The sequence below is a fragment of the Sorangium sp. So ce1014 genome, from assembly GCF_051521505.1.
In the GTDB taxonomy this organism is placed as follows: domain Bacteria; phylum Myxococcota_A; class Polyangia; order Polyangiales; family Polyangiaceae; genus Sorangium.
The window spans coordinates 1,973,279-1,994,033 of the sequence record NZ_CP150356.1; the positions used below are offsets into that span (position 1 = coordinate 1,973,279).

The window sequence follows — 20,755 nt, forward strand, 5'->3', positions numbered from 1 at the left end:
ATGGGATCGATGAAAGAGGGGCTGCGATGAGAACCGTTCATTCTCTGGCGGTAACCGGATTGCTGGTCGGCGCGTTCGCCATGACGGGTTGCGGTGATGACGGCTCGGGCAGCGGCGGCGCAGGCGGGAGTCCCTCCAGTTCCAGCACGTCGAGCTTGGCGGGCGGGACCGGCAGCTCGACCGGCACGGGATCTGACGGCGGCGGCTCGGGCGAAGGCGGCGGCGGGACCGTCGAACCGAACGAGCAGTGCTCCGGTTGCGCGCGGCTCTCCGTGCCGCTCACGAGCGCAGGGCAAGCGACGCAGTTCTTCGTCGGGTTCGACGAGCCGGTCGACTTGACCGGCTCCCTCGTCACGTTCCGCGTGAGGGCCCACGCCGGCACGAGGGGTGGCCTGCAGCCGTTCGTGCAAAACGGGGCTGACCTGTTCTGGGCGAACATCGGCTATACATGGAATCCGGTCGCCGGCCTGGGAGAGTGGATGGACCTCACGATCGATGTCGATGCCGCGGCCTCGGCGTCTCCCTTCTTCAACGGAACCATGGTGGCGTTGCTCGGGCTTCAGGTCACGGCGGGCGACACGGGGCCCTGGACCAACCCGACCGTCATCTACGTCGATTCCATCACGGTCACGAGGCCCGCGAGCATGAGCGGTGCGCGCGGCGCCGGGGGCCCGAGTGGCGAGCGCGGCGAGGGCGGTGAGGGCGGTGAGGGCGGCGAAGGCGGCGCGGGCGGCGGCGGTGCGGGCGGCGAGGGCGGCGGCGGTGCGGGCGGCGAAGGCGGCACCAGCGGCGTGGGTGGCGAAGGCGGCGCGGGCGGCACGAGCGGCGAAGGCGGCGCGGGCGGCGAAGGCGGCGCGGCTGGGGCCGGCGGCGCGGGCGGCACGAGCGGTGAAGGCGGCGCGGCTGGGGCCGGCGGCGCGGGTGGCGCGGGCGGCACCAGCGGCTCGGGTGGCGAAGGCGGCGCGGCTGGGGCCGGCGGAGGCGAAGGCGGCGCTGGCGGCGAGGGCGGCGGCGGCGGCCCCGGGGAAGATGTGGTTCATGTGGTGGGCCCGTTCGAGTTCACGACCGGCGTGGAGCCCATGGTGATCGGCGATTATATGCCAGTGGCAGGCTCGACGCTGCTTCACATCGCCGACTGATCGCGCGCCAGCCCGCGGCGCCCGCTGCTCCTCACCACGGAAGCGCGCGAGACGCGCTCTGGACGGTTCGAGCCCGGTCCGCATGCGCTTCATGCTCTGCCAGATCGCTCGGAGTGCCGGTGAACGCCGAGGTTGAGAGCATCACCGGCTTACCATGCGTCTGAAAAAAGCAATCGTATAGCCTGGCCTCTGCCAGACGTCGTAGATGGGTCGCCACGCCCGGCACGACCACGTTGCCGATCTCCGGCGGCATGCGCTCGTATCCCCCGGAAGATAGAGAGAGCCGGAATAACAGGCGTCGTGGCCTCCCGTCGCGAGATGGACTGAGAAATTGTCGACCTCGTTGTCGGGGAACTGTTCACGCAGGCGCCGCAACATGCCAAGCCACCGTTCGCCATCGGCGCCGGCTCGGCGACGGGCGTCCACCAGCCGTCGATCCTCTTCTGCTTGCACGCGGCCAAGATCCTCGTACGGATACACCTCGGCCCGCCGCTCCACGACCCGATCGGCCCGCGTGCGCCTGCGCCTTCACGCCGATTCCTGCGCGGGCGCGCGGCCGCGCTGGTATCAGGGCCGTCATGACGACGATGCGCGCCAAGCGAACGGTCTCGGCCCCGCGTAGAGCCTCCAGCGCGGCCGCTCCAGCGGCCCCTGCTCCGCGCGCGGCGGCGGAGCGAGCCCATGTGCTCGACGTCCCGTTCGCGATGCGCGCGGTCGCGTCCGCGAGCGGCGCGCGCTGGGACGCGGCGCACGGCGTGTTCGTCGTTCGCGCAGAGACGCTCCCGCCGGCCCTCGCGCCGCTCCGCGCCGCGCCGTACTCGTGGGAGCGACGCATCGAGCACGCGCTCAACGACGACCCCGCGCCCGCGCCGGCCGCCCCCGCCGGGGCGATCGTCCCCCGCCCGCACCAGCTGGACGGCGTGCGGGCCATCGCCGCCGCGAAAGCCGCGAGGCGCGCCGGGTTCCTCCTCGCCGACGACGTCGGCCTCGGCAAGACGATCACCGCCTGGGCAGCGGTCCTCGGGATGCCGGACGTCACAACGGTGCTGATCGTCTGCCCGCTCGCCGTCGTCGCGCACTGGCGCCGCACCGTCCAGGCCATGGGCGACGCAGGCAAACAGGTCGTGATCATCAACTATGATCGGCTCGGCAAGCTCTTCGAGGTGACCCCGGAGGCGCGGCGAAGGATCCGATCGAAGAAGGGACTGGCGCGCGCCGGCAGCGCCGCGGAGTTCGACGTGGTGATCTGGGACGAGAGCCACCGCTGCAAGAACCCGGCGGCGGCGCGCTCCAAGCTCGCGGTCAAGCTCAACGCACGCGCGCGGTTCGTGCTGTGGCTCTCCGCCACCGCGGGGCAGAACCCGCTGGAGCTGTCGTATCTCGCGCCGCTCCTGGCGAGCGCGACCGGGAGTCGCTCCGCGGATCTGAAGGACTTCGAGCAGTGGTGCGCCGGCCAGGGGCTCGGGGTCGCGCGCGGCGCCTTCGGCAGGTGGGACTGGCGTGGCGATCCGGCGGACTGCGAGAAGGTGCGTGCCCTCCTGTTCGACGGCCGTCCCGCGGTAGGGATGCGGCGTCGCCCGGAGGACGTCGCCGGCTGGCCCGAGATCAACCGCATCCTCACCCCCCTCGAGCTCGATGCCTCCGCGCGGGAGCTCTACGCGCAGGCCTGGACCGCGTTCCGCCGGGAGATGGAGCTCGTGCCGAAGGGCGCGAACCCGAGGTCGGCGCTCGCCGCGACGCTGCGCCTGCGACAGAAGAGCTCGCTCATCCGCGTGCCAGGCACCGTGGAGCTCGTGCGTGAGCTGCTCGACAACGGGCATCAGGTCGCGGTCTCCGTCGCCTTCATGGAGACGCTCGAGGCCGTGCAGGCCGCGCTCGCCCGGGAGCGCGTCCCGTGCGCGCTGATCCACGGCGCGCTGCCGGCCGGCGAGAAGGAGGCCGAGCGCCTCCGCTTCCAGCGCGGCGAGCCGCTCGTTGTGCTCTTCACCGTGGAAGAGGGGATCTCGCTCCATCAGGGCGAGCACAACGAGGTGCCGCGCTCGGAGGTGATCCACGATCTGCGGTGGTCGGCGATCCAGATGGCGCAGATCGAGGGCCGCTGTCACCGCGATGGACGCTTTGCGCAGGTCTACTGGGCGTATGCCGACGACACCGTTGAAGAGAAGATCGCCGCGATCGTGTGCCGCCGGATCCAGTCGATGAAGGCGATGGTCGGCGATGATGTCGAGACGATGCACGAGATCGAGCGGTTGCTCGCCGGCGCCGCTTGAGAGGCGCGCCTGCACCGAGGCGGTGTTCGTCGCCTGCGAGCCAGATGACGAGCACGCCGTTGCTTGCCCTGCTTCAAGAAGCGGGCGCCGTCGAGCTCCACGGCCATCAGCGCCGTGTCGTCTCGCCGGACGGCCGGGTCTCCAGGCGTGATCCGAGAGCACCTCGGGCACGCCCCGCGCAGGCGGCGAGGCCGACGATCGATGATCGGCCGGCGCGCCGAGCGCTGCATGTCGGAAAAGTCCACCTGCGCCGTTGAGAAAATTCCGGCTTCGGGATAACGTCGCGCCCGCGCGGCGGGTTCGGAGAGAGCTCGGGTACGGCAAGAGCAGGTACGGCGAACGGCGATCTCAGCCGCGCGACCGCGCGTGGGACACATGGAGAGGATGCGATGAGATCAGTACTTTCTTTGGCGCTATGTGGATTGGTGACCGGCGCGTTCGCGTTGACGGGTTGCGGCGACGACGGTGACGGCGGCAGCGGCGGGGGCACCTCCTCCAGCACGTCGACGGGCTCGCCGAGCGGCTCCGGGAGCTCGACCAGCACGGGGACCGGCGGCGAGGGCGGCGAGGGCGGCCAAGGTGGCGAGGGCGGCCAAGGCGGCGCCGGTGGCGAGGGCGGCCAAGGCGGCGAGGGCGTGGGCGGCGAGGGCGGCACGAACGAAGGCGGCGGGGGCGGCGCTCCGGACATCGGTCCTGGTCCGGACGAGAGCTGCTCGGGTTGCGCCCGGCTGGCCGTGCCGCTCACCGCGGCCACCACAGGGACGCTGTTCCAGTTCGACTTCCCGGCGCTCGTCGACCTGACCGGCGCCACCGTCACGTTCCGTTTGAAGGCCCACGCCGCCACCGGCGGTGGGGTGCAGACGTTCGTACAGAACGGAGATGTACAGGGCTGGGCGGGCGTCCCCTGGGCGTGGACGGACCTCAGCAGCCTGGGCGAGTGGACGGAGCTCACCATTGACGTCGATGCCGCCGCTGCGGCCGCTGCGGAGGACGTGAACTTCGAAAAGGACCAGGTGAGGCGCATCGGCCTCAAGGTCGATGCAGGTAGCGCGGGGCCCTGGGCCAACCCGACCGTGGTCTACGTCGACTCCATCACCGTCACGAGGTCCGGCGGCACGAGCGGCGCTGGCGGCGAGGGCGGCGCCGGTGGCGCGACGGGCGCTGGCGGCGAGGGCGGCGCCGGTGGCACGAGCGGCGAGGGCGGCGCCGGTGGCACGAGCGGCGAGGGCGGCGCCGGCGGCATGAGCGGCGAGGGCGGCGCCGGCGGCATGAGCGGCGAGGGCGGCGCCGGCGGCATGAGCGGCGAGGGCGGCGCCGGCGGCGGCACGAGCGGTGAGGGCGGCGCCGGTGGCGCGACGGGCGAAGGCGGCGCCGGTGGCGCGACGGGCGAAGGCGGCGCCGGCGGCACGAGCGGCGAGGGCGGCGCCGGTGGCGCGAGCGGCGAGGTCATTCATGTGGTCGGTCCGTTCGAGTTCACGACCGAGCTGCAGGGATTGCTGCTCGGTGACTACCAGACCGTGCCTGGCTCGAGGCTGGATCACCTCGGCGAGTGAGCCAGGACGGCTTGCGGCGCTCGCTCTCGCGCAGCTGCGCGGAGCGAGCGCCCGGCCGGCCTCATCGAGCATCGAGGGCGCGCTTTCCGGTGCGACCCAGCTCGACCCAGCCTCCCCGTTTCACGTATTCACGTAAATGCGCGCCTGCTGTCGGTGCTGGCCGCGGCGTCGCCTCGCGAGCCGCCGGACCAGCGCGCGGCGGCGACGCGCTGGCGTCGAGCGCCGAGATGTCGTCAACTACCGCCGCCTGACCCGGGGGGCGCAGTCCGCCATGTCGCCAAGGTCCCGCATGATCCGAACCGTCCGCACGACCCGCTACGTCACCCCGCTCCGTGAGGGCGGGTCGCTGCCGGCCCTCGTCGAGGCCGACGACGACGGCCTCTATGTGCTGAAGTTCCGCGGCGCCGGCCAGGGGCCGAAGGCGCTCATCGCGGAGCTCGTCGCGGGGGAGATCGGGCGCGCGCTCGGGCTGCCGGTGCCCGAGATCGTGCTCATGGAGCTCGACCCCGCGTTCGGGCGCGCCGAGCCGGACCCCGAGCTCTCGGACCTGCTCGCGGTGAGCGCCGGCCTGAACCTCGCCCTCGACTACCTGCCCGGGTCGCTCGCCTTCCATCCGCTCGCCGGCCCGGCGCTCGACCCTGGGCTTGCGGCGGCCGTCGTCTGGTTCGACGCCTTCGTGAGCAACGTGGACCGGACGCCCAAGAACCCCAACCTGCTCCTGTGGCACCGCCGCCTCTGGCTGATCGACCACGGCGCGGCGCTCTACGTCCACCACGCCTGGACCGACGCGACCGACCCGCTCGCCGACGCCCCCGACCGCTTCCCGCTCATCGGCAACCACGTCCTCTTGCCGTTCGCCGGCGACCTCGCCGCGGCCGACGCCGCGCTGAGCGCCCGGCTCACGCCCGAGCGCATCGCGGAGATCGTCGCCGCGATCCCGGACGCGTGGCTGGTCGAGCAGGCGCCCCCGGTCCGGCTCGCCGGAGAGCGGCGCTCGGCGTTCTCGTCCGACCCGGTCGACGAGCCCGGGCCGCAGGCCGCGCCGGTCGCGGCGGCGCGGCGCGCGGCGTATGCCGCCTACCTGACCCGCCGCCTCGCATCTCCTCGGGGCTTCGTCGAGGAGGCGCTCGATGCTCGAGCCCGGCGCTAGCCCTCCGCCTGCCCGCGCGGGGGCCGACCCCTTCGATTACGCCGTGCTGCGCGTGGTCCCGCGCGTGGAGCGCGGCGAGCGCGTCAACGTCGGGGTGGTCCTCTTCTGCCGCGCCCGGGGCTTCCTCGACGCGCGCCTCGAGCCCGACGAGCGGCGCCTGCTCGCCCTCTGGCCCGCTCTCGACCTCGAGGCGGTGCGCGGCCACCTCGACTTCATCCGCCGCGTCTGCGCCGGCGATCCGGCGTGCGGGCACGTCGCCGGGCTCCCCCAGGCCGAGCGCTTCGGCTGGGTTGTGTCGCCGGCCAGCACCATCGTCCAGCCCTCGCGCGTCCACGTCGGCCTCGGCGCCGACCCGGCCGCGGCCCTCGACAGGCTGCTCGCGGCCCTGGTGCGGCCGGGACAGGGCTGATCACCGCGGCGGTGCGCCCTCTTGCACGTGCGTTTGCACGTGAGTTTGCAGGAACCCAGCAATGCGCCGCTGGGCGTCGATCCGCGTCTCGGTCTTCGAGAAGATGTGCCCCTCGTCCGGGTAGATCGTGAGCTCCGCGACGCCGCCGCGCTTCCGGATCGCCTCCGCCATCTGGATGGCCTCGGTGGGCGGATCGCTCGGGTCCTTGCCCCCGGCGAGGAGCAGGACCGGCGCGCGGACGCGATCGACGAAGTGGATCGGCGACCGGTCGAGCCAGAGCGCGCGGTTCTCCTCGGGATCGCCCATCATGAACCGGTCGTACTCGCGCAGCTCCGGGTCCTCGGTCGCGAACTCGGTGAAGAGGTTCACGAAGGGGACGATGGAGACGGCGGCGGCCCACGTCTCCGGCTGCTTGGCGACCGCCATCAGGGCCATGTAGCCGCCGTAGCTCGCGCCCATGATCACGAGGCGCTTCGGATCGACGAACCCGGTGCGCGCCACCCACGCCGCGGCGTCGCGCACGTCGTCGAGGTCGCCGCCGCCCCAGTCGAACCGGTTCGCGAACGCGAGCTCGTCGCCATGGCCCGTCGAGCCGCGGAAATTCGGCGCGATCACCACGTATCCCTGGTGGACGAGGTGCTGGATCCCGGGGTTCCACTTGTTGACGAACTGCGACGTCGGGCCCCCGTGCACGTAGGTGATCGCGGCGCTGCGCCCGTCGCGCGGCAGGTCGTAGGGCACATAGACGAACGCTGAGATCGTGAATCGACCGTCCGAGCTCCGGTAATGCACGAGCTCCGGGTGCACGAGATCCGCAGGGTCGATGCGCTCCGAGAGCGCGCGCGTCACCTGGCGGGACGCCCCCGTCGCGAACGCGTGGACCCACACCCCGCGGGGGCTGTCAGGGCCTTCGTGGAAGAAGAAGAGCCGGGACCCGTCGGGCGAGAACGCGCTGGGCGCGGGGAGGACCTCGTTGGACCCCTTCCCGGTGGGCAGCGTGCGGACGGCCCCGGTGCTCCGATCGACGATCGCGAGCTCCGCGTTGCCATCGGCGTTGTGAGAGAACGTGACGAAGCGCCCGTCCGGCGAGAACGCGCCCGGTTGGTTCGACCATTCATCGCTCACGAGCCAGTCGAGCGCGTTCGTCGCGAGATCGAGGACGGCGACGCCGTCGCGCCCGTTCCTTGCGTTCGAGCCGAGGAGCAGCTTCGCGCCGTCGGGGGAGAAGTCGACGGCGAGGTAAAAGCGCTCTCCCTCGTGCGGCGTGACCAGCGTGCGCGCCCCGGTGGCGAGGTCGACGACGTAGACATTGCTGTTCTTCCGCGCGCCGTCGGACTCGGTGTACGCGAGGCGCTCCCCGTCGCGCGAGAACACCGGGGCGATGTTGCTGAGCCCGGGACGCGTGCCGGTCGTGACCGGACGGAGGCGCCGGGTGGCGACGTCGAGGAGCGCGATCTCGGACGACGGCGACGTCCTGGGCCGCACCATGCAGGCGATCGTCTTGCCGTCCGGGGAGAAGCGCGCGCCGGACTCGGCGACGTCGGGGGTCGCCGTGAGGTGGGTGAGCTCGGTGCCGTCGGGCCGGACGACGAACAGGTCCCATTGCTCGTCGCCGTCCGTGTCCGATTGAAACGCGATCCAGGCGCCATCCGGGGAGAAGGCGGGCTTCGTCTGGCGCTGCTCGCTCCTCGTGAGCGGGCGAGCCGCGCCGCTCTCCGCGTCGGCGATCCAGAGGTTGTAGCGGCCGCTCGCGTTGCCGCTGTACACGACGCTCTCCCCGTCGGGGGAGGCCCACGCCCCCTCGAGCGAGACCGACCGGAAGAGCTCCTCGAGCGGCACGGCGCGCGCCCCCGGGCGGGACCGGCTCTCGAGGCGCGCGGGCTCGTCGAGCGCGGCGTCCGGGCGCGACGGCGGCCGGGAGGCGGCCGCTCCGGGGGCGGCGTCCGCCGGCCGTGGCGCGGGCGTGGTGCAGCCGAGGGCGGGCGCTGCGACGAGGAGGAGCGAGGCGAGCTCGCGGGTCATGTTCGGCCTCAGGGGGCGTGCTTGTCGCGGCCGAGCGCCCGCTTCACCGCGGTCACGACGCCCAGCACCACCGCGCCGGCCGCGACGCCGACCACGGCGTTCGCCAGCGACGGCACCACAGCGCCGAGCACGGGGCCGGCGCCGTGGGTCATGTCCTCGATGCGGTGATGGAGCCACGGCACCCCGTGCGTCAAGATGCCGCCGCCGACAAGGAACATCGCCGCCGTGCCGGCGACCGACAGGCCCTTCATCAGCCAGGGCGCCGCCTTCAGGATGCCGCGGCCCAGCGACTGCTGGAGCGGATCGCCCTGGCGGCTCAGGTGGAGGCCGGCGTCGTCGAGCTTGACGATGCCGGCGACCAGGCCGTAGACGCCGACCGTCATGAGCAGGGCGATGCCGGTCAGCACGGCGACCTGCGTGCCGAACGGTGACGCCGCCACGGTGCCCAGCGTGATCGCGATGATCTCGGCCGACAGGATGAAGTCGGTGCGCACCGCGCCCTTGATCTTGTCCTTCTCGAACTCCACGAGGTCGATCTTCGGGTCGGTGAGCGCGTGCACCCGCTCGGCGTGGTGGGCCTCGTCCTCGTGCTTGCTGTGCAGCACCTTGTGCGCGACCTTCTCGAACCCCTCGTAACAGAGGAAGGCGCCGCCGATCATCAGCAGGGGGGTGATGGCCACGGGCACGAAGGCGCTGATCGCCAGCGCCGCCGGCACCAGGATGGCCTTGTTGATCATCGAGCCCTTGGCCACGGCCAGCACGACCGGCAGCTCGCGTTCGGGAGTGACGCCGGTCACCTGCTGCGCGTTCAGCGCGAGGTCGTCGCCCAGCACACCGGCGGTCTTCTTGGCGGCCACCTTGGTCAGCACGGCCACGTCGTCCAGCACGGTGGCGATGTCGTCGATCAGGGCGAGCAGGCTGCTTCCGGCCATGGAGTGAGGTCCTCGTCGAGTGGATGGGTGAGGGGCGTCGCGGCGGCGCCGCCTGGCGGCCGTCGCGGCCCGCAGGGTAGCGGCGCCGGCCGTCGCCGGTCGAAGATTCTAGGCGATCACGTCGACCGGCGAGCCTAGCATGCGCGGCAGCTCGACGTCGCCCGCGCCGCGCGGGGCCCGGGCGGCGCCGGCCGACCGCGAGGGCGCGCGCGCGTCTTGACGGCGAGGCGGCGAGACGGCGAGACGGCGAGACGGCGAGACGGCGAGACGGCGAGACGGCGAGACGGCGAGACGGCAGATTGGACACTGTCCAACAGGTTGGAGCGCGAGCTGACGGGATGGACACCCAAGCTTACCTTGATGGCATGTTCGTTCCTGGCTGGAGGGAGCCCTCATGAAAATAGGTATTTTGCTTGGCAGCACGCGGGTCGGAAGGCAGTCGCACAAGGTCGCGCATCACCTGGAGAAGAAGCTGCAGGAGCGGGGCGTCGCGACGGATCTGATCGACCTGGCCGATGACCCGCTGCCGATCCTGGAGGCGCGCGCTGGCCGGAACGCGCAGGTCCAGGCGAGGGTCCAGGCCCTGAGCGCGCGCCTGCACGCGGCGGACGCGCTCGTGTTCGTGACGCCGGAGTACCACGGGAGCTTCTCGGGCGTGCTGAAGAACGCGATCGACCATTTCTGGGAGGAGTTCGGCAGAAAGCCGATCGGCGTGGTCGCGGTCTCCGCGGGGAAGCTGGGGGGCATCAACGCGTCGACGCAGCTGCAGCACGTGATCCTGAGCCTCGGGGCCTTCCCGCTGCCCACGAAGCTGCTCGTCTCGGAGGTCCAGAATGCGTTCGACGAGTCGCTCCAGCTCAAGGGCGAGCAGGTCGTGAAGTCGACCGAGCGGTTCCTGGACGAGTACCTCTGGTTCGCCCGCGCGATCGTCCAGGCGAAGCAGGCCGCGACGGGGAGGGCGGCGTAGCCGCGGCCGGCGCGCCCTCGACCGTCGAGCGCGCCGCGCCGCCGCTCAGGCGCTCTCTTCGATCCCCGAGGGCGACTCCAGCCCCTGCGGCTCTTCCAGGCTGATGCGCCCGAGGCGCCCGGCGCGGAAGTCGTGGACAAGGATGTCCGACGCCTTGTGCAGGTCCACCGACCCGCCTGCGCGCAGGCAGCCGCGGCGGCGGCCGATCTCCTCGATCAGCGCGGCGGCCGTCTCCGGCAGCTCCTTCAGCTTGTAGCGGGCGACGAGGAGCTCGGGATAGCGCCGCAGGAAGTACCCCGCCGCGAAGAGGGCGACGCTCTGGTAATCGATGGCCGTGTCGGGGATGGCCCCGCCCACGGCCAGGCGGAACGAGGCCGCGTCGTCGTCGATCTTCGGCCAGAGGATCCCCGGGTTGTCGGAGATGGCCATGCCGCTCTTCAAGGTGACGAGCTGCTGGCTCTTCGTGACCGCGGGCTCGTCGCCGACCTTGGCCACCTTGCGCTCCATGAGCGTGTTGATGAGGGTCGACTTGCCGACGTTGGGGATCCCCACGATCATGGCCCGGACCACCTTGCCCGGGCCGTTCTTGGGGGGCACGAGGCGCTTGCAGAGCTCCGGGATCCGGCGCCGCGCCTCGGCCGACTGGGTCGCGGAGATCGCGATCGCGAGCACCTTGCCGCCGGGCGGCGCCTCACGCGAGCCTTCACGCGAGGGCTCACCGAGGAGCGCCGGGGGCTCCTCCTCGAGGTGGCGGAGCCACGCCCGGGTCACGGCCGGGTCCGCCAGATCGCTCTTGTTCAGCACCTTGATGCACGGCTTCCGGCCGCGCAGCTCGGCCACGACAGGGTTCTCGCTGGCCAGCGGCATGCGGGCGTCGAGCACCTCGATGACGATGTCCTGCGACGGCATCGACTCGGCGATCATGCGCCGAGCCTTGGTCATGTGGCCGGGATACCATTGAATCGACATCGGCCGGCAGCTCTATCACGCCCGGCGGCTCACGCGCACCCGTCCGGGCCGCAGGCCGCCCCCTCGGCGAGCGCCTGGTCGGGCTCGTCGGGCGCGTCGGCCGCCTCGTCCCACGCCCGCTGGAGCACGCCGAGGAGGGCCTCGGCCGGCTGCGCGCCGGAGACGCCGTACCGCCCGCCGACCGCGAAGAAGGGGACGCCCGTGACGCCGAGGGCGCGCGCCTCGGCCTCGTCGGCCCGCACCTCGCGCGCGAAGGCGTCGCCCGCGAGCGCCGCGCGGACCTCGTCCGGGTCGAGCCCCGCCTCGCCGGCGAGGCGCGCGAGCACCTCCGGCTCGCCGATCGGCTCGCCCTCGGTCATGTACGCCCGGAGCAGGCGCTCCTTCACCGCGTCCTGTACGCCGCGCTCGGCCGCGAGGTGCAGCACGCGGTGCGCGTCGAAGGTGTTGCCGGGGCGGACCTTCTCGAAGTGGAACTCGAGCCCGTCCGCCGCGGCCACCTCGGTCATCTGCCGGATCATGCCCTCGGCCTTGGCGACGGACGCGCCGTACTTCCTCGCGAGCCGCTCGGCATAGGAGACCTCCGCGCTCTGGACGCGCTTCGCCGCGGGGTCCAGCTCGAACGCGCGCCAGACGACCTCGACCGCATCCCGGCGCGGGAACCTGGCGAGCGCGGCCTCGAGCCGGCGCTTGCCGACGTAGCACCACGGGCACGCGATGTCGGACCAGACATCGACACGGAGCGTCTTCATGGCGGTCAACGTAGGGCGCCGCGGCGACTCCGGCCAGGCGTTCGTCGCCGGCGCGGAGGGCGGCCGCGCGGGGGCGGCGGCGGACGCGCAGCCGGAGGTGTCGCGCCGCGTCGTGCCTGGGTGACACGGCGCGGCTGCCTCACCGGGACGTTGCCGGACACAACCCGGTCCGCTCACAATCTCGGACCGAAGGGCCCAAGGCTTTGGATCAGCAGTCCGACCGGTGACTGCTCATCGGCATGCAGCGACTGCGCGCGGGCGATCTCAGCTCAACCACCCCATCGCACGTCGTAAATGTGAACGTTCACATTAACGACGTAAATCCAGATCGGCCGATGATGGGGCGAGCTCTTGGCCGGAGCGCGCGCTCGAGTCGCCGCGCACAAGAGGCGTACCCAGGGCGCCGGCCGCCTGCGGCATCGAGCGCCAGCCGTCCGTGCGCAGGTCGGCATCGAGCGCATCGGGCCTGCGATCACCGCGGTCTGGCGCCCGCACCCACCGCGGCGCGGCGCTCCGGAGGAGCCCGCCAGCGTTGTCCTCTCTCCGGGATCGAGGATCCCGCTCGGGCCGGTCGATTGGGTTTGACACAAGAAATGTGATCGTTCACATTTCGAGGGGGATATACTTGTGCTTTGCCCTGGGTGGGTCGTTCTGCGTGCCTTTGCACGGGCTATCCGCTCATCTGATGGCGCCTCCGTCGAGTCCGCACCAAGGGGTGCGGGGCGCCAGCATTTTCGCTCGCGAGAGGATTCAACGTGCGCTTGAACACAACGTGGTACCGAGCAAGAAGAATGACCCTGCCGGCGATGGCGCTGGCCATCGTCGCCGCGATTCCGTCCCCCGCTCGGGCGGACAACCCGATCGTGCAGACCTTCTACACGGCCGACCCCGCTCCCATGGTGCACGAAGGCAGGTTGTACCTCTACACGTCCCACGACGAGGACGTGTCGGTGAAGAACTTCTACACCATGAACGACTGGAGGTTGTACTCCACCACGGACATGGTCAACTGGACGGACCACGGCTCGCCCGCGAGCTACAAAAACTTCGTCTGGGGAACCGGCGATGCGTGGGCGCCGCAGGGGATCGCCAGGAACGACAAGTACTATCTCTACGTGCCGCTGAACAACGCCACCGGCGCGAGGATCGGCGTGGGCGTATCGAACAATGTGGCAGGCCCGTTCATGGACCCGCTGGGAAAGGAGCTAGCCGCCGCGCCCGGATCCGGCAACATCGACCCGACGGTGTTCATCGACGACGATGGACAGGCCCACATGTACTGGGGGAATGGCACCCTCCGGCACGTGAAGCTGAACTCGGACATGATCAGCACCTCGGGGAGCATCACCGAGGTGCCGTTGAGTGGCTTCACCGAGGGGCCGTGGTTCTACAAGCGAGGGTCGCTGTACTACCTCGTCTACGCCGCCATCGCCGGGACCGAGAAGATCAGCTACGCGACCAGCAACAGCCCGACCGGGCCCTGGACCGTCCGCGGCGACATCATGGGCGCTGGCCCAACCTACACAAATCACGCCGGCATCGTCGACTACAAGGGACACTCGTATTTCTTCTATCACAACAACACATTGCCGGGCGGCGGTGACTTCAAGCGCTCGGTCGCCGTGGAGGAGTTCACGTACGGGGCCGACGGCAGCATTCCCAGGATCACGATGTCCACGAAGGGACCGCCCGCCGTCGACACGCTGAATCCGTTCAGTCAAGTCGAGGCCGAGACCATCGCCTTCTCGTCGGGGCTCAAGACCGAGGTGTGCACCGACACCGGCGCCGGCATGAATGTCACGTCCATCGGCAATGGCGACTACATCAAGGTGAAGGACGTCGAGTTCCTGGACGGCGTGACCTCCTTCGAGGCTCGGGTATCGTCCGCAGCCAGCAACGCGAAGATCGAGCTCCACCTCGACAGTGAGACAGGCACGCTGCTCGGGACGTGTGACGTCTCGGGCGCGTCGTCCTGGACCACAAAGACCTGTGCGGTCAGCGGGGGCAGCGGGAAACACGACTTGTTCCTGAAGTTCGTCGGTGGCAACGGCGACCTCTTCAAGTTCAACTGGTGGCGGTTTACCGGACCCACCATGCCGGATGGCGGGGACGGCGGAGGCGGCGGAGGCGGGGACGGCGGCTCGGGCCAGGGAACGGGCGGCAGCGATGGCAGCGCCGGGGGCACGACCTCGGGCAGCGCCGGCGCCGGGGGCACGACCTCGGGCAGCGGCGGCTCGGTCACCGGAGGCACCGGCGGAACGACCGGCTCCGCTGGCTCGGGCAGCGGCGGCAGCGCCGGATCCTCCGATGGGAACGGCGCGGCCGGCGCCGACCCAGGCGGCTCGTGCGCTTGCCGGACGGGCGCGAGCACCGGGAACGGCGGACTCGCCGCCGCGCTCTGGCTGCTCCCTGCTGCGCTCCTTCTTCGGCGTCGGCGCCGGTAGGCGCTCGCGATCCGGTCACTGATCGCTGGGCGATCACCCACCCGGGCACGGCGCGCCGGCGCGGGCCCAGGTCTCCCACGCAGCGATGAACTCGGCGTGGGGTGTCGCCACGGGTTCGCGGCCAAAGCCAGGGTCCCAACCCCAGAGCACGAGCGGGTCGTCGTGGAGATGGGCGCGCAGCGCCGCCATGTCCCTGCCGCCGTTGCGCGCTGGATCCTTGGCTAGCCGGGGACCGGGGAGCCCATGAGCGCCGAGAGGCGCTGGCGCTGGCGGCCCGAGCCGTCGAAGTTCGCGGGGTCGAGCCAGCGCTCGAACGCCGCCTTCGCCGCCGGCCACTCCCTGTCGAGGATCGCGTGCCACGCTGTGTCGCGGTTGCGCCCCTTGACCACGGTGGCCTGCCGGAACACGCCCTCGAAGCGGAACCCGAGCCTCGCCGCCGCCGCCCGCGAGCCGGCGTTGAGCGCGTCGCACTTCCACTCGTAGCGCCGGTAACCGAGCTCATCGAACGCCCGCCGCATCATCAGGTACATCGCCTCCGTCGCGGCCGGCGTCCTCTGGAGGAGCGGCGCGTAGTGGAGGTGCCCGACCTCGATGACGCCATTTCGGGGGTCGATCCGCAGGTAGCTCGCGACGCCCACCGCCCGCCCCGTCGCCGCGTCGATGATCGCGTGGAACAGGGGATCATCGCCCAGGCACGTGGCCTCCATCCAGGCGCGGTAGTCGTTCAGGGTCGCGAACGGCCCATAGGGCAGGTAAGTCCAGCTTCGCCCCTCCGCATCCGCCAGGTTGGCCGCATGGAGATCCGCGGCGTGCCGGTCGGGGTCGAGCGGCTCGAGCCGGCAGGCCCGCCCGATCAGGGGCGCGCGCGGCGGCAATGGCCGCGGCGTCCAGCCGGGGAGGGGGTGACCGATCGGCTGCATCAGAGAGTTCGTGTGATCCACAGAGGGAGGCCTCCGCCAGGTTGTTCGCTCACAACGCGCGCCGCGGGCGCCGCGCGCCGCGTCCTGCCGCATCTCATCGCAGTCCGATCGTCGCTGCCACCTTGTCCTCGATCCCGCTCCAGGACGCCGGTCGATCCTTCGTCGAATAGGCCTGGAGGACCACCTCGCGGTCCCCGAGCACGAGGATGTAGCTCACCCTCTGCAGCCCGTTCTTGAGCTCGCTCCTGAGGCTCACCGCGGGGCGACCGCCCAGGTCGACGCGCGTCGCCGGGCCCTTCGTTGTGCTGTTCGCCGGCCGGTGCTCGTCGAGCTGCTTGCGCTCCTGCTCGAGGAGCTCGTCCACCCGATCGGGCGGCACCTCGCCCCCGAGCGGGAAGACGGCGAGCTGGAACATCATCGGCGTCTCGGGCAGCCGCCCGTACGTGTGGAAGCGGACGCCGTTCAGATCCTCCACGGACGCGGCCCTCGCGAGCGACTCCGGCAGGTCCAGCGCGACGCCCGTGTCCGCGACCGCGGTGCGCGTCATCGCCGGCGGCGCGCGGAGCTCCCAGGGGCGGCCGGCGGCGAGCGCGACGGCCACGGACACCACCATCGCCGCGGCCGTGAGGGCCGCCGCCACCGCGAGCAGGGGGCGCGGCCTTGGCTCCGCGTCCGCCGCGCGCTCGCGCTGCTCCACCGGCGTGAGGCCCCGGAGCAGGACGGTGACGACGAGCGCGAAGCCGACGACGCCGCCGCCGAGGTGCGCGAGCAGATCGATGCCGGGCTGCAGGCTGTAGATGAGGTTCAGCCCCAGCGGCCACCACGCGCGGCTGCGCATCTGCGCGATCATCGCGGGGGGCAGGAGCCCGTGCGGCCGGAGCGCGATGCCGATGCCCGCCATCATGAGGCCCCAGATCGCGCCCGACGCGCCGACGCTCCATCGGTCCACGAGCATCGCGCTCGCGAGCGACCCGCCCAGCGCCGACGCCCCGTAGAGCAGGAGAAAGCGCCGCGGGCCGAGGAGCGCCTCGAGCATCGGGCCGAACGACCAGAGCGCCAGCATGTTGACGAACAGGTGCACCGCGTCGGCGTGCAGGAAGGCCGAAGCGAGGAGCCGGTAGAGCTCGCCGCGGCGCACCGCCTCGCCGCTGTTCGCGCCCATGCGCCAGAGCGCCGCCTCGTGGGTGCCGGAGCCGAAGGCGTAGCTCACGGCGAGGAGCACGGCGCACGCGACCACGAGCGTCGCCGTGACGCGGCGGCTGCCCGTCAGCCGGTCCACGATCGCGCGCTCCTGCTGCGCCAGCGCATGCCCCTGCGCGAGCGCCTTGTCGATGCCGTCGGGGCCGAGCGGGCCCACCTCGCCGAGGCGCCTGTGGGCGTCCTCGAGGGCCGGCAGGGCCTGCCCCTTCACGCGCGTCAGCGCGCCCGTCGCGTCGAGGTGGTGGAAGCCCATCCGCACGGCCTGCACGAGCGGCGCCGCCTTGGTGAGCGCGGCCCGGCCGGCGGCGGCGCCGCCGCCCACCACGACGAAGTGCGCGGGCGGCCCGCCGGGGCGCGCCAGCTTCACCAGGGGCGCGATCCGGGCGTGGATCAGCTCGGCCGAGCCGTCGTCGGCCGCCGTGATCAGCACGATCCGGAGGGGAGCCGCCCCGCCGACGAGCTCCGCCACGGCCGCGTCGCAGCGGAGGAGCACGAAGGCGTCCGGTCCGTGGAGCAGCGCGGCGAGCAGGCGGTCGCGCCGATCCAGCGTCTCGTCTTCGGGCGCACGGTCCATGATCGGCTGCTCCACCACGGTCTCTTCTCCTGCGCCTGCGAGAGGTCGCGCGGCGAGCGTAGCGGAAAGGCAGCGCGCGCTCGATCGCGAAGCGCGCCGCGCGAGCGCCGGGCCGCGTCAGGCGATCTCGGCGACGACCGCGTGGTGGTCGGACGCGGCGCCGACGTCGACGATGTCGGCCAGCGCGAGCCGCCCGGCGAGCGGCGGTGAGAGCAGCACGTAGTCGGTCCGCGTCTCGACCTGCGCGCCGGCGCGCCCGCGCAGCGCGGTGGCCCAGCGCCCGGAGCGCGGCCGGAGGAGCAGGGCGTCGGACCAGCCGGACGCCTCGAGGGTGTCCATCGTGTCGAATCGCGGCGGGCTCCCGTACTTCTCGATGCCGGCGGCCGCGAGGCGCGCGTCGAGGTCCGCGGGGTAGGGGTCGCGCCGCGAGAGCGCGTTGAGGTCGCCGGCGAGCGCCCAGAGGCCCGCGGCGAGCCGGGCGGGAGGCACGAGCGAGAGCAGCCAGCGGGCCTCGCTGACCCGGCGGTCCTCGCTGCCGGCGTTGAGGTGGGTGCCGAGCACGAAGAGCGGCTCGCCGCCGAGCGAGAGCTCGACCTCGACGAGGCAGTGGGCCAGCGCCTCGGGCGCGTGCACGCGCGCCTTCACGAGCGGCGCCCGGCTGACCACGCCGACGTGGTTTCGCCGGCCGCTCGGCCGCGGATTGGCGCTCCCCAGGACGGCGTGCCGCTCGCCCGCGGGCGCGCCGATCGCCTCGGCGACGGCCCGGAGCCGGGCGCCGTCCTCCCAGCCGACGCACTCCTGGAGGACGAGCAGGTCCGGGCGCGCGGCGGCGACGATCGCGAGGATCGCCTCGAAGCGATCCTCGCCGCCGGAGAGGATGTTGAAGGTCATGATCTTCACGGTGGGATCAGGCTAGCTCGTCCGGGCAGAGCAGCTCCAGGGCGCGCTGAATCCGGTGGACGCGGCGCCCGTGACAGCGCACGAATCGGGCATGGCCGAGCGCGCGATGGCCCGCAAGATCCTCCCGATCCGCAGCGACTCGCCGCTCTACGCCGGCGCGCTCCGCCTGCGGTACGAGGTCTTCGTCGTCGAGCAGGCCGTGCCCGAGGACATCGAGGTCGACGAGCTCGACGAAGGCGCGCAGCACTTCGTCGTCCTGGACGGCGACGAGGTGGTCGCGACGATGCGGATCGTGCCGTACGAGGGCGGGCTCAAGGTGGGCCGCGTCGCCGTCCGGAAGGACCTTCGCGGCACAGGCCTCGGGCGGCGGCTGCTCGAGGAGGCGATCCGCATCGGCGCCGCGCAGGGCGCGCCCGTTCTGGTCCTGAACGCCCAGGTCGTCGCCGCGCCGTTCTATCGCAAGCTCGGCTTCGCCGAGGAGGGGCCGATCTTCGACGAGGCCGGGATCCCGCACACCAGGATGGTCCGGCGGATGATCTGAGCCCGCTGTCGATTGACACGTTGTGTCTGCGCGGCGCGTCCGCCGGAGCCGCCGTGAGACCTGTCTGTCCGCCGGCAGATCGCGTGATCCTTGACGTCGACGCCGACATGCTGGAAAGGCTTGTGTCGCTGCGCGGCTGGCCCGGGAGCGACGGAGCGCGCCCGGGCGCCGCGCTCGAAAGGAACGGGTGCCCCGATGACTGTGCAGCGGATCCTCCTCGCCGGCGCCACGGGCGTGGTCGGCACCGAGCTCTTGCGCTTGCTCCGCGCGCGGGAGCAGTTCGTGCGCACGCTCTCTCGCTCTCCGGGTAACGCGGCGCGCCTCCGCGGCCTCGCCTCGGAGGTCGTCGTCGCCGACGCTGCGGGGCCCGGGGCCGTGAGCGCCGCGCTCGAGGGCATCGATACGGTCATCTCGTGTCTCGGCGCGAATGTGTCGATGACGCTGCGCGAGCGCAGGAGCTACCATGACGTCGATGTCGTGGCGAACACGAGCCTGCTCGAGGCGGCGAAGCGGGCGGGGGTGAAGCGCTTTGTTTACCTCTCCGCGCACCCGGGCCCCGGCTATGCCCACACCCGCTATCTCGCCGCCCATCTCCAGGTGGAGGAGCGCATTCGCGCCTCGGGTCTCTCGTTCTCGTTCGTGCGCCCGACCGGCATCTTCTCCGCGCTGAACGACCTTGTCGCGATGGCCCGCGCCGGCGTGGGCACGGTGCCCGGCGACGGCCTGGCGAGGACCAACCCGGTTCACCCGGTGGACGTCGCGGAGGCCCTCGCCGAGGTGCTCGCCGGGGGCCCTGACGTGGTGCCCGTGGGCGGTCCCGACGTCATGACCCGCGACGAGGTGATGCGGCTGGCCTTCGACGCCGTCGGGAAGAAGGGGTATATCGTGCACATCCCCGCGGGGGTGTTCCGGTCCACGAGCGTGCTGCTCGAGGGCATCCATCCGCGGATGTCGGATCTGCTGGAGTTCGTGGCGGCCGTCATGACGTCCGACTCGGTCGCGCCCGCGCGCGGGACACGGCCTCTGCGCGCCTGGTTCGAGGCGCTCGCCAGGTGAGCGCCGCCGCGGCCGCGCGCGGCGCACGGGCGAGTGAAAGCCATCGCTGTGCTCCTGCGAGGAGGGGCTGAGCCGCCGAGGCGCCGGGGAGACAGGCTCACCCCTTGTGCCGCACGCCCTTCGATCGACGGTACTCCTCGAGCTCCTCGCGGCCCGCCTTCCCGTTCCGCTCGAGCGTCTTCAGCCAGTCGTCGCGGTATTCCCGCATCGTCTCGGCCACGGCCTCGGCGACGACGAGGTTGCGGTACCACTTGGCGTCCGCCGGGACGATGCACCAGGGCGCGTGCCGCGAGGCGCAGCGCCGGAAGACGTCCTCGTAGGCCTCGGTGTACTCGTCCCAGTGCTCCCGCTCCTTCCAGTCGTTCACGTTGAGCTTCCAGGCCGTCGAGGGGCTCTCCTCGCGCTCCAGGAGCCGCTTCTCCTGCTCCTTCTTGCTGATGTGCAGGAAGAACTTGATCACGAGGGTCCCGTGCTCGGCGAGCAGCTCCTCGAAGTCGTTGATATGGTCGTAGCGCTCGCCCCACAGCGACTTCGGCGCCAGGTCGTGCACGCGCACGACGAGCACGTCCTCGTAGTGAGAGCGGTTGAAGATGGCGAACTCCCCTGCGCGCGGCGCGTGCCGGTGAATCCGCCAGAGAAAGTCGTGCTCCCGCTCCTCCTTGGTCGGCACGCCGAAGGAGCTCACGCTGACGCCGCGCGGGTTCAGCGCGCCGACGACGTTCTTGATCGCGCCGTCCTTGCCGGCCGCGTCGCGGCCCTGAAGGACGATGAGGACGCTGTGTGTCCTCGCGCCCCACATGAGCTCCTGGAGCTCGAGCAGCTCCTTGCCGAGCTCCTGGAGCCGCTCGGCCGCCTCCTGCTTTGTCGCGTCGCGCGGCGGATCGGTCGAGATGTCATCGAGGCGAAACTTCGAATCGGCCTTCGTGAGTCGCGTGATGGGCATGCCCGCGAGCGTACACG

At 71.9% G+C, this 20,755-nt stretch carries 18 protein-coding genes; 10 read left to right on the forward strand and 8 right to left on the reverse strand.

Translation table 11 applies throughout. From position 1 onward, the window contains the following. Positions 1 to 26: 26 nt before the first annotated feature. From WME75_RS07525 to WME75_RS07545, 5 genes are all read left to right on the forward strand, one after another. On the forward strand, positions 27 to 1,139 hold the full coding sequence (locus WME75_RS07525) for a hypothetical protein (protein WP_437487779.1): 1,113 nt from the start codon (positions 27 to 29) through the stop codon (positions 1,137 to 1,139). A gap of 578 nt (positions 1,140 to 1,717) precedes the next feature. Beyond that, the gene (locus tag WME75_RS07530) at positions 1,718 to 3,409 is read left to right on the forward strand and encodes an SNF2-related protein (protein ID WP_437487782.1); all 1,692 of its coding nucleotides are present in this window, start codon (positions 1,718 to 1,720) and stop codon (positions 3,407 to 3,409) included. A 425-nt stretch (positions 3,410 to 3,834) separates the two neighbouring features. Next, the gene (locus tag WME75_RS07535; protein ID WP_437487785.1) at positions 3,835 to 4,962 is read left to right on the forward strand and encodes a hypothetical protein; all 1,128 of its coding nucleotides are present in this window, start codon (positions 3,835 to 3,837) and stop codon (positions 4,960 to 4,962) included. A gap of 289 nt (positions 4,963 to 5,251) precedes the next feature. Next, complete coding sequence (locus WME75_RS07540; RefSeq protein ID WP_437487788.1) at positions 5,252 to 6,112, forward strand: HipA family kinase; 861 nt, start codon at positions 5,252 to 5,254, stop codon at positions 6,110 to 6,112. Then, a complete protein-coding gene (locus WME75_RS07545; protein ID WP_437487791.1) occupies positions 6,093 to 6,521 on the forward strand; it encodes a DUF3037 domain-containing protein in 429 nt (142 codons plus the stop codon). Before WME75_RS07540 ends, WME75_RS07545 begins: the two co-directional genes overlap by 20 nt. On the opposite strand, the gene WME75_RS07550 is transcribed toward WME75_RS07545, so the two are convergent. Together WME75_RS07550 and WME75_RS07555 are read right to left on the reverse strand one after the other, a co-directional pair. Beyond that, on the reverse strand, positions 6,522 to 8,543 hold the full coding sequence (locus WME75_RS07550; protein ID WP_437487794.1) for a S9 family peptidase: 2,022 nt from the start codon (positions 8,541 to 8,543) through the stop codon (positions 6,522 to 6,524). It abuts the gene before it with no gap. 8 nt (positions 8,544 to 8,551) lie between these two features. Further along, on the reverse strand, positions 8,552 to 9,475 hold the full coding sequence (locus WME75_RS07555; protein WP_437487797.1) for a DUF808 domain-containing protein: 924 nt from the start codon (positions 9,473 to 9,475) through the stop codon (positions 8,552 to 8,554). Positions 9,476 to 9,869: 394 nt separating this feature from the next. Between WME75_RS07555 and WME75_RS07560 the strand changes: the two genes are divergently transcribed. Continuing rightward, positions 9,870 to 10,442 (forward strand): NADPH-dependent FMN reductase, encoded by a 573-nt coding sequence (locus tag WME75_RS07560; protein WP_437487799.1) that lies wholly within the window; start codon positions 9,870 to 9,872, stop codon positions 10,440 to 10,442. Positions 10,443 to 10,487: 45 nt separating this feature from the next. Here the strand turns inward: WME75_RS07560 and WME75_RS07565 are convergent, their stop codons facing one another. Together WME75_RS07565 and WME75_RS07570 are read right to left on the reverse strand one after the other, a co-directional pair. Then, positions 10,488 to 11,411 (reverse strand): YlqF/YawG family GTPase, encoded by a 924-nt coding sequence (locus WME75_RS07565; protein WP_437487802.1) that lies wholly within the window; start codon positions 11,409 to 11,411, stop codon positions 10,488 to 10,490. Positions 11,412 to 11,440: 29 nt separating this feature from the next. After that, the gene (locus tag WME75_RS07570) at positions 11,441 to 12,160 is read right to left on the reverse strand and encodes a DsbA family oxidoreductase (RefSeq protein WP_437487805.1); all 720 of its coding nucleotides are present in this window, start codon (positions 12,158 to 12,160) and stop codon (positions 11,441 to 11,443) included. Here WME75_RS07570 and WME75_RS07575 point away from each other — a divergent pair. Together WME75_RS07575 and WME75_RS07580 are read left to right on the forward strand one after the other, a co-directional pair. Then, positions 12,159 to 12,284, forward strand: coding sequence for a hypothetical protein (locus tag WME75_RS07575; protein ID WP_437487808.1), 126 nt, complete (start codon positions 12,159 to 12,161; stop codon positions 12,282 to 12,284). The two genes, WME75_RS07570 and WME75_RS07575, sit on opposite strands and share 2 nt — an antisense overlap. 667 nt (positions 12,285 to 12,951) lie before the next feature. Beyond that, positions 12,952 to 14,604, forward strand: a complete 1,653-nt coding sequence (locus tag WME75_RS07580; RefSeq protein ID WP_437487811.1) for a glycoside hydrolase family 43 protein — start codon at positions 12,952 to 12,954, stop codon at positions 14,602 to 14,604. Between the two features lie 221 nt (positions 14,605 to 14,825). Here WME75_RS07580 and WME75_RS07585 read toward each other — a convergent pair whose 3' ends face one another. The 3 genes from WME75_RS07585 to WME75_RS07595 form a co-directional block, all read right to left on the reverse strand. Next, on the reverse strand, positions 14,826 to 15,524 hold the full coding sequence (locus WME75_RS07585; protein ID WP_437487814.1) for a GNAT family N-acetyltransferase: 699 nt from the start codon (positions 15,522 to 15,524) through the stop codon (positions 14,826 to 14,828). Positions 15,525 to 15,618: 94 nt separating this feature from the next. Then, positions 15,619 to 17,298, reverse strand: a complete 1,680-nt coding sequence (locus WME75_RS07590) for a rhomboid family intramembrane serine protease (RefSeq protein WP_437487817.1) — start codon at positions 17,296 to 17,298, stop codon at positions 15,619 to 15,621. Positions 17,299 to 17,415: 117 nt separating this feature from the next. After that, entirely contained in the window at positions 17,416 to 18,189 is a 774-nt protein-coding gene (locus tag WME75_RS07595; protein WP_437494766.1) for an endonuclease/exonuclease/phosphatase family protein, read from the reverse strand. A gap of 79 nt (positions 18,190 to 18,268) precedes the next feature. Here WME75_RS07595 and WME75_RS07600 point away from each other — a divergent pair, with 79 nt between their 5' ends. Continuing rightward, on the forward strand, positions 18,269 to 18,739 hold the full coding sequence (locus WME75_RS07600; protein WP_437487820.1) for a GNAT family N-acetyltransferase: 471 nt from the start codon (positions 18,269 to 18,271) through the stop codon (positions 18,737 to 18,739). Between the two features lie 195 nt (positions 18,740 to 18,934). Continuing rightward, positions 18,935 to 19,795 (forward strand): SDR family oxidoreductase, encoded by an 861-nt coding sequence (locus WME75_RS07605; RefSeq protein WP_437487823.1) that lies wholly within the window; start codon positions 18,935 to 18,937, stop codon positions 19,793 to 19,795. A gap of 97 nt (positions 19,796 to 19,892) precedes the next feature. Here the strand turns inward: WME75_RS07605 and WME75_RS07610 are convergent, their stop codons facing one another. Next, a complete protein-coding gene (locus WME75_RS07610) occupies positions 19,893 to 20,738 on the reverse strand; it encodes a PPK2 family polyphosphate kinase (RefSeq protein WP_437487826.1) in 846 nt (281 codons plus the stop codon). Positions 20,739 to 20,755 lie beyond the last annotated feature (17 nt).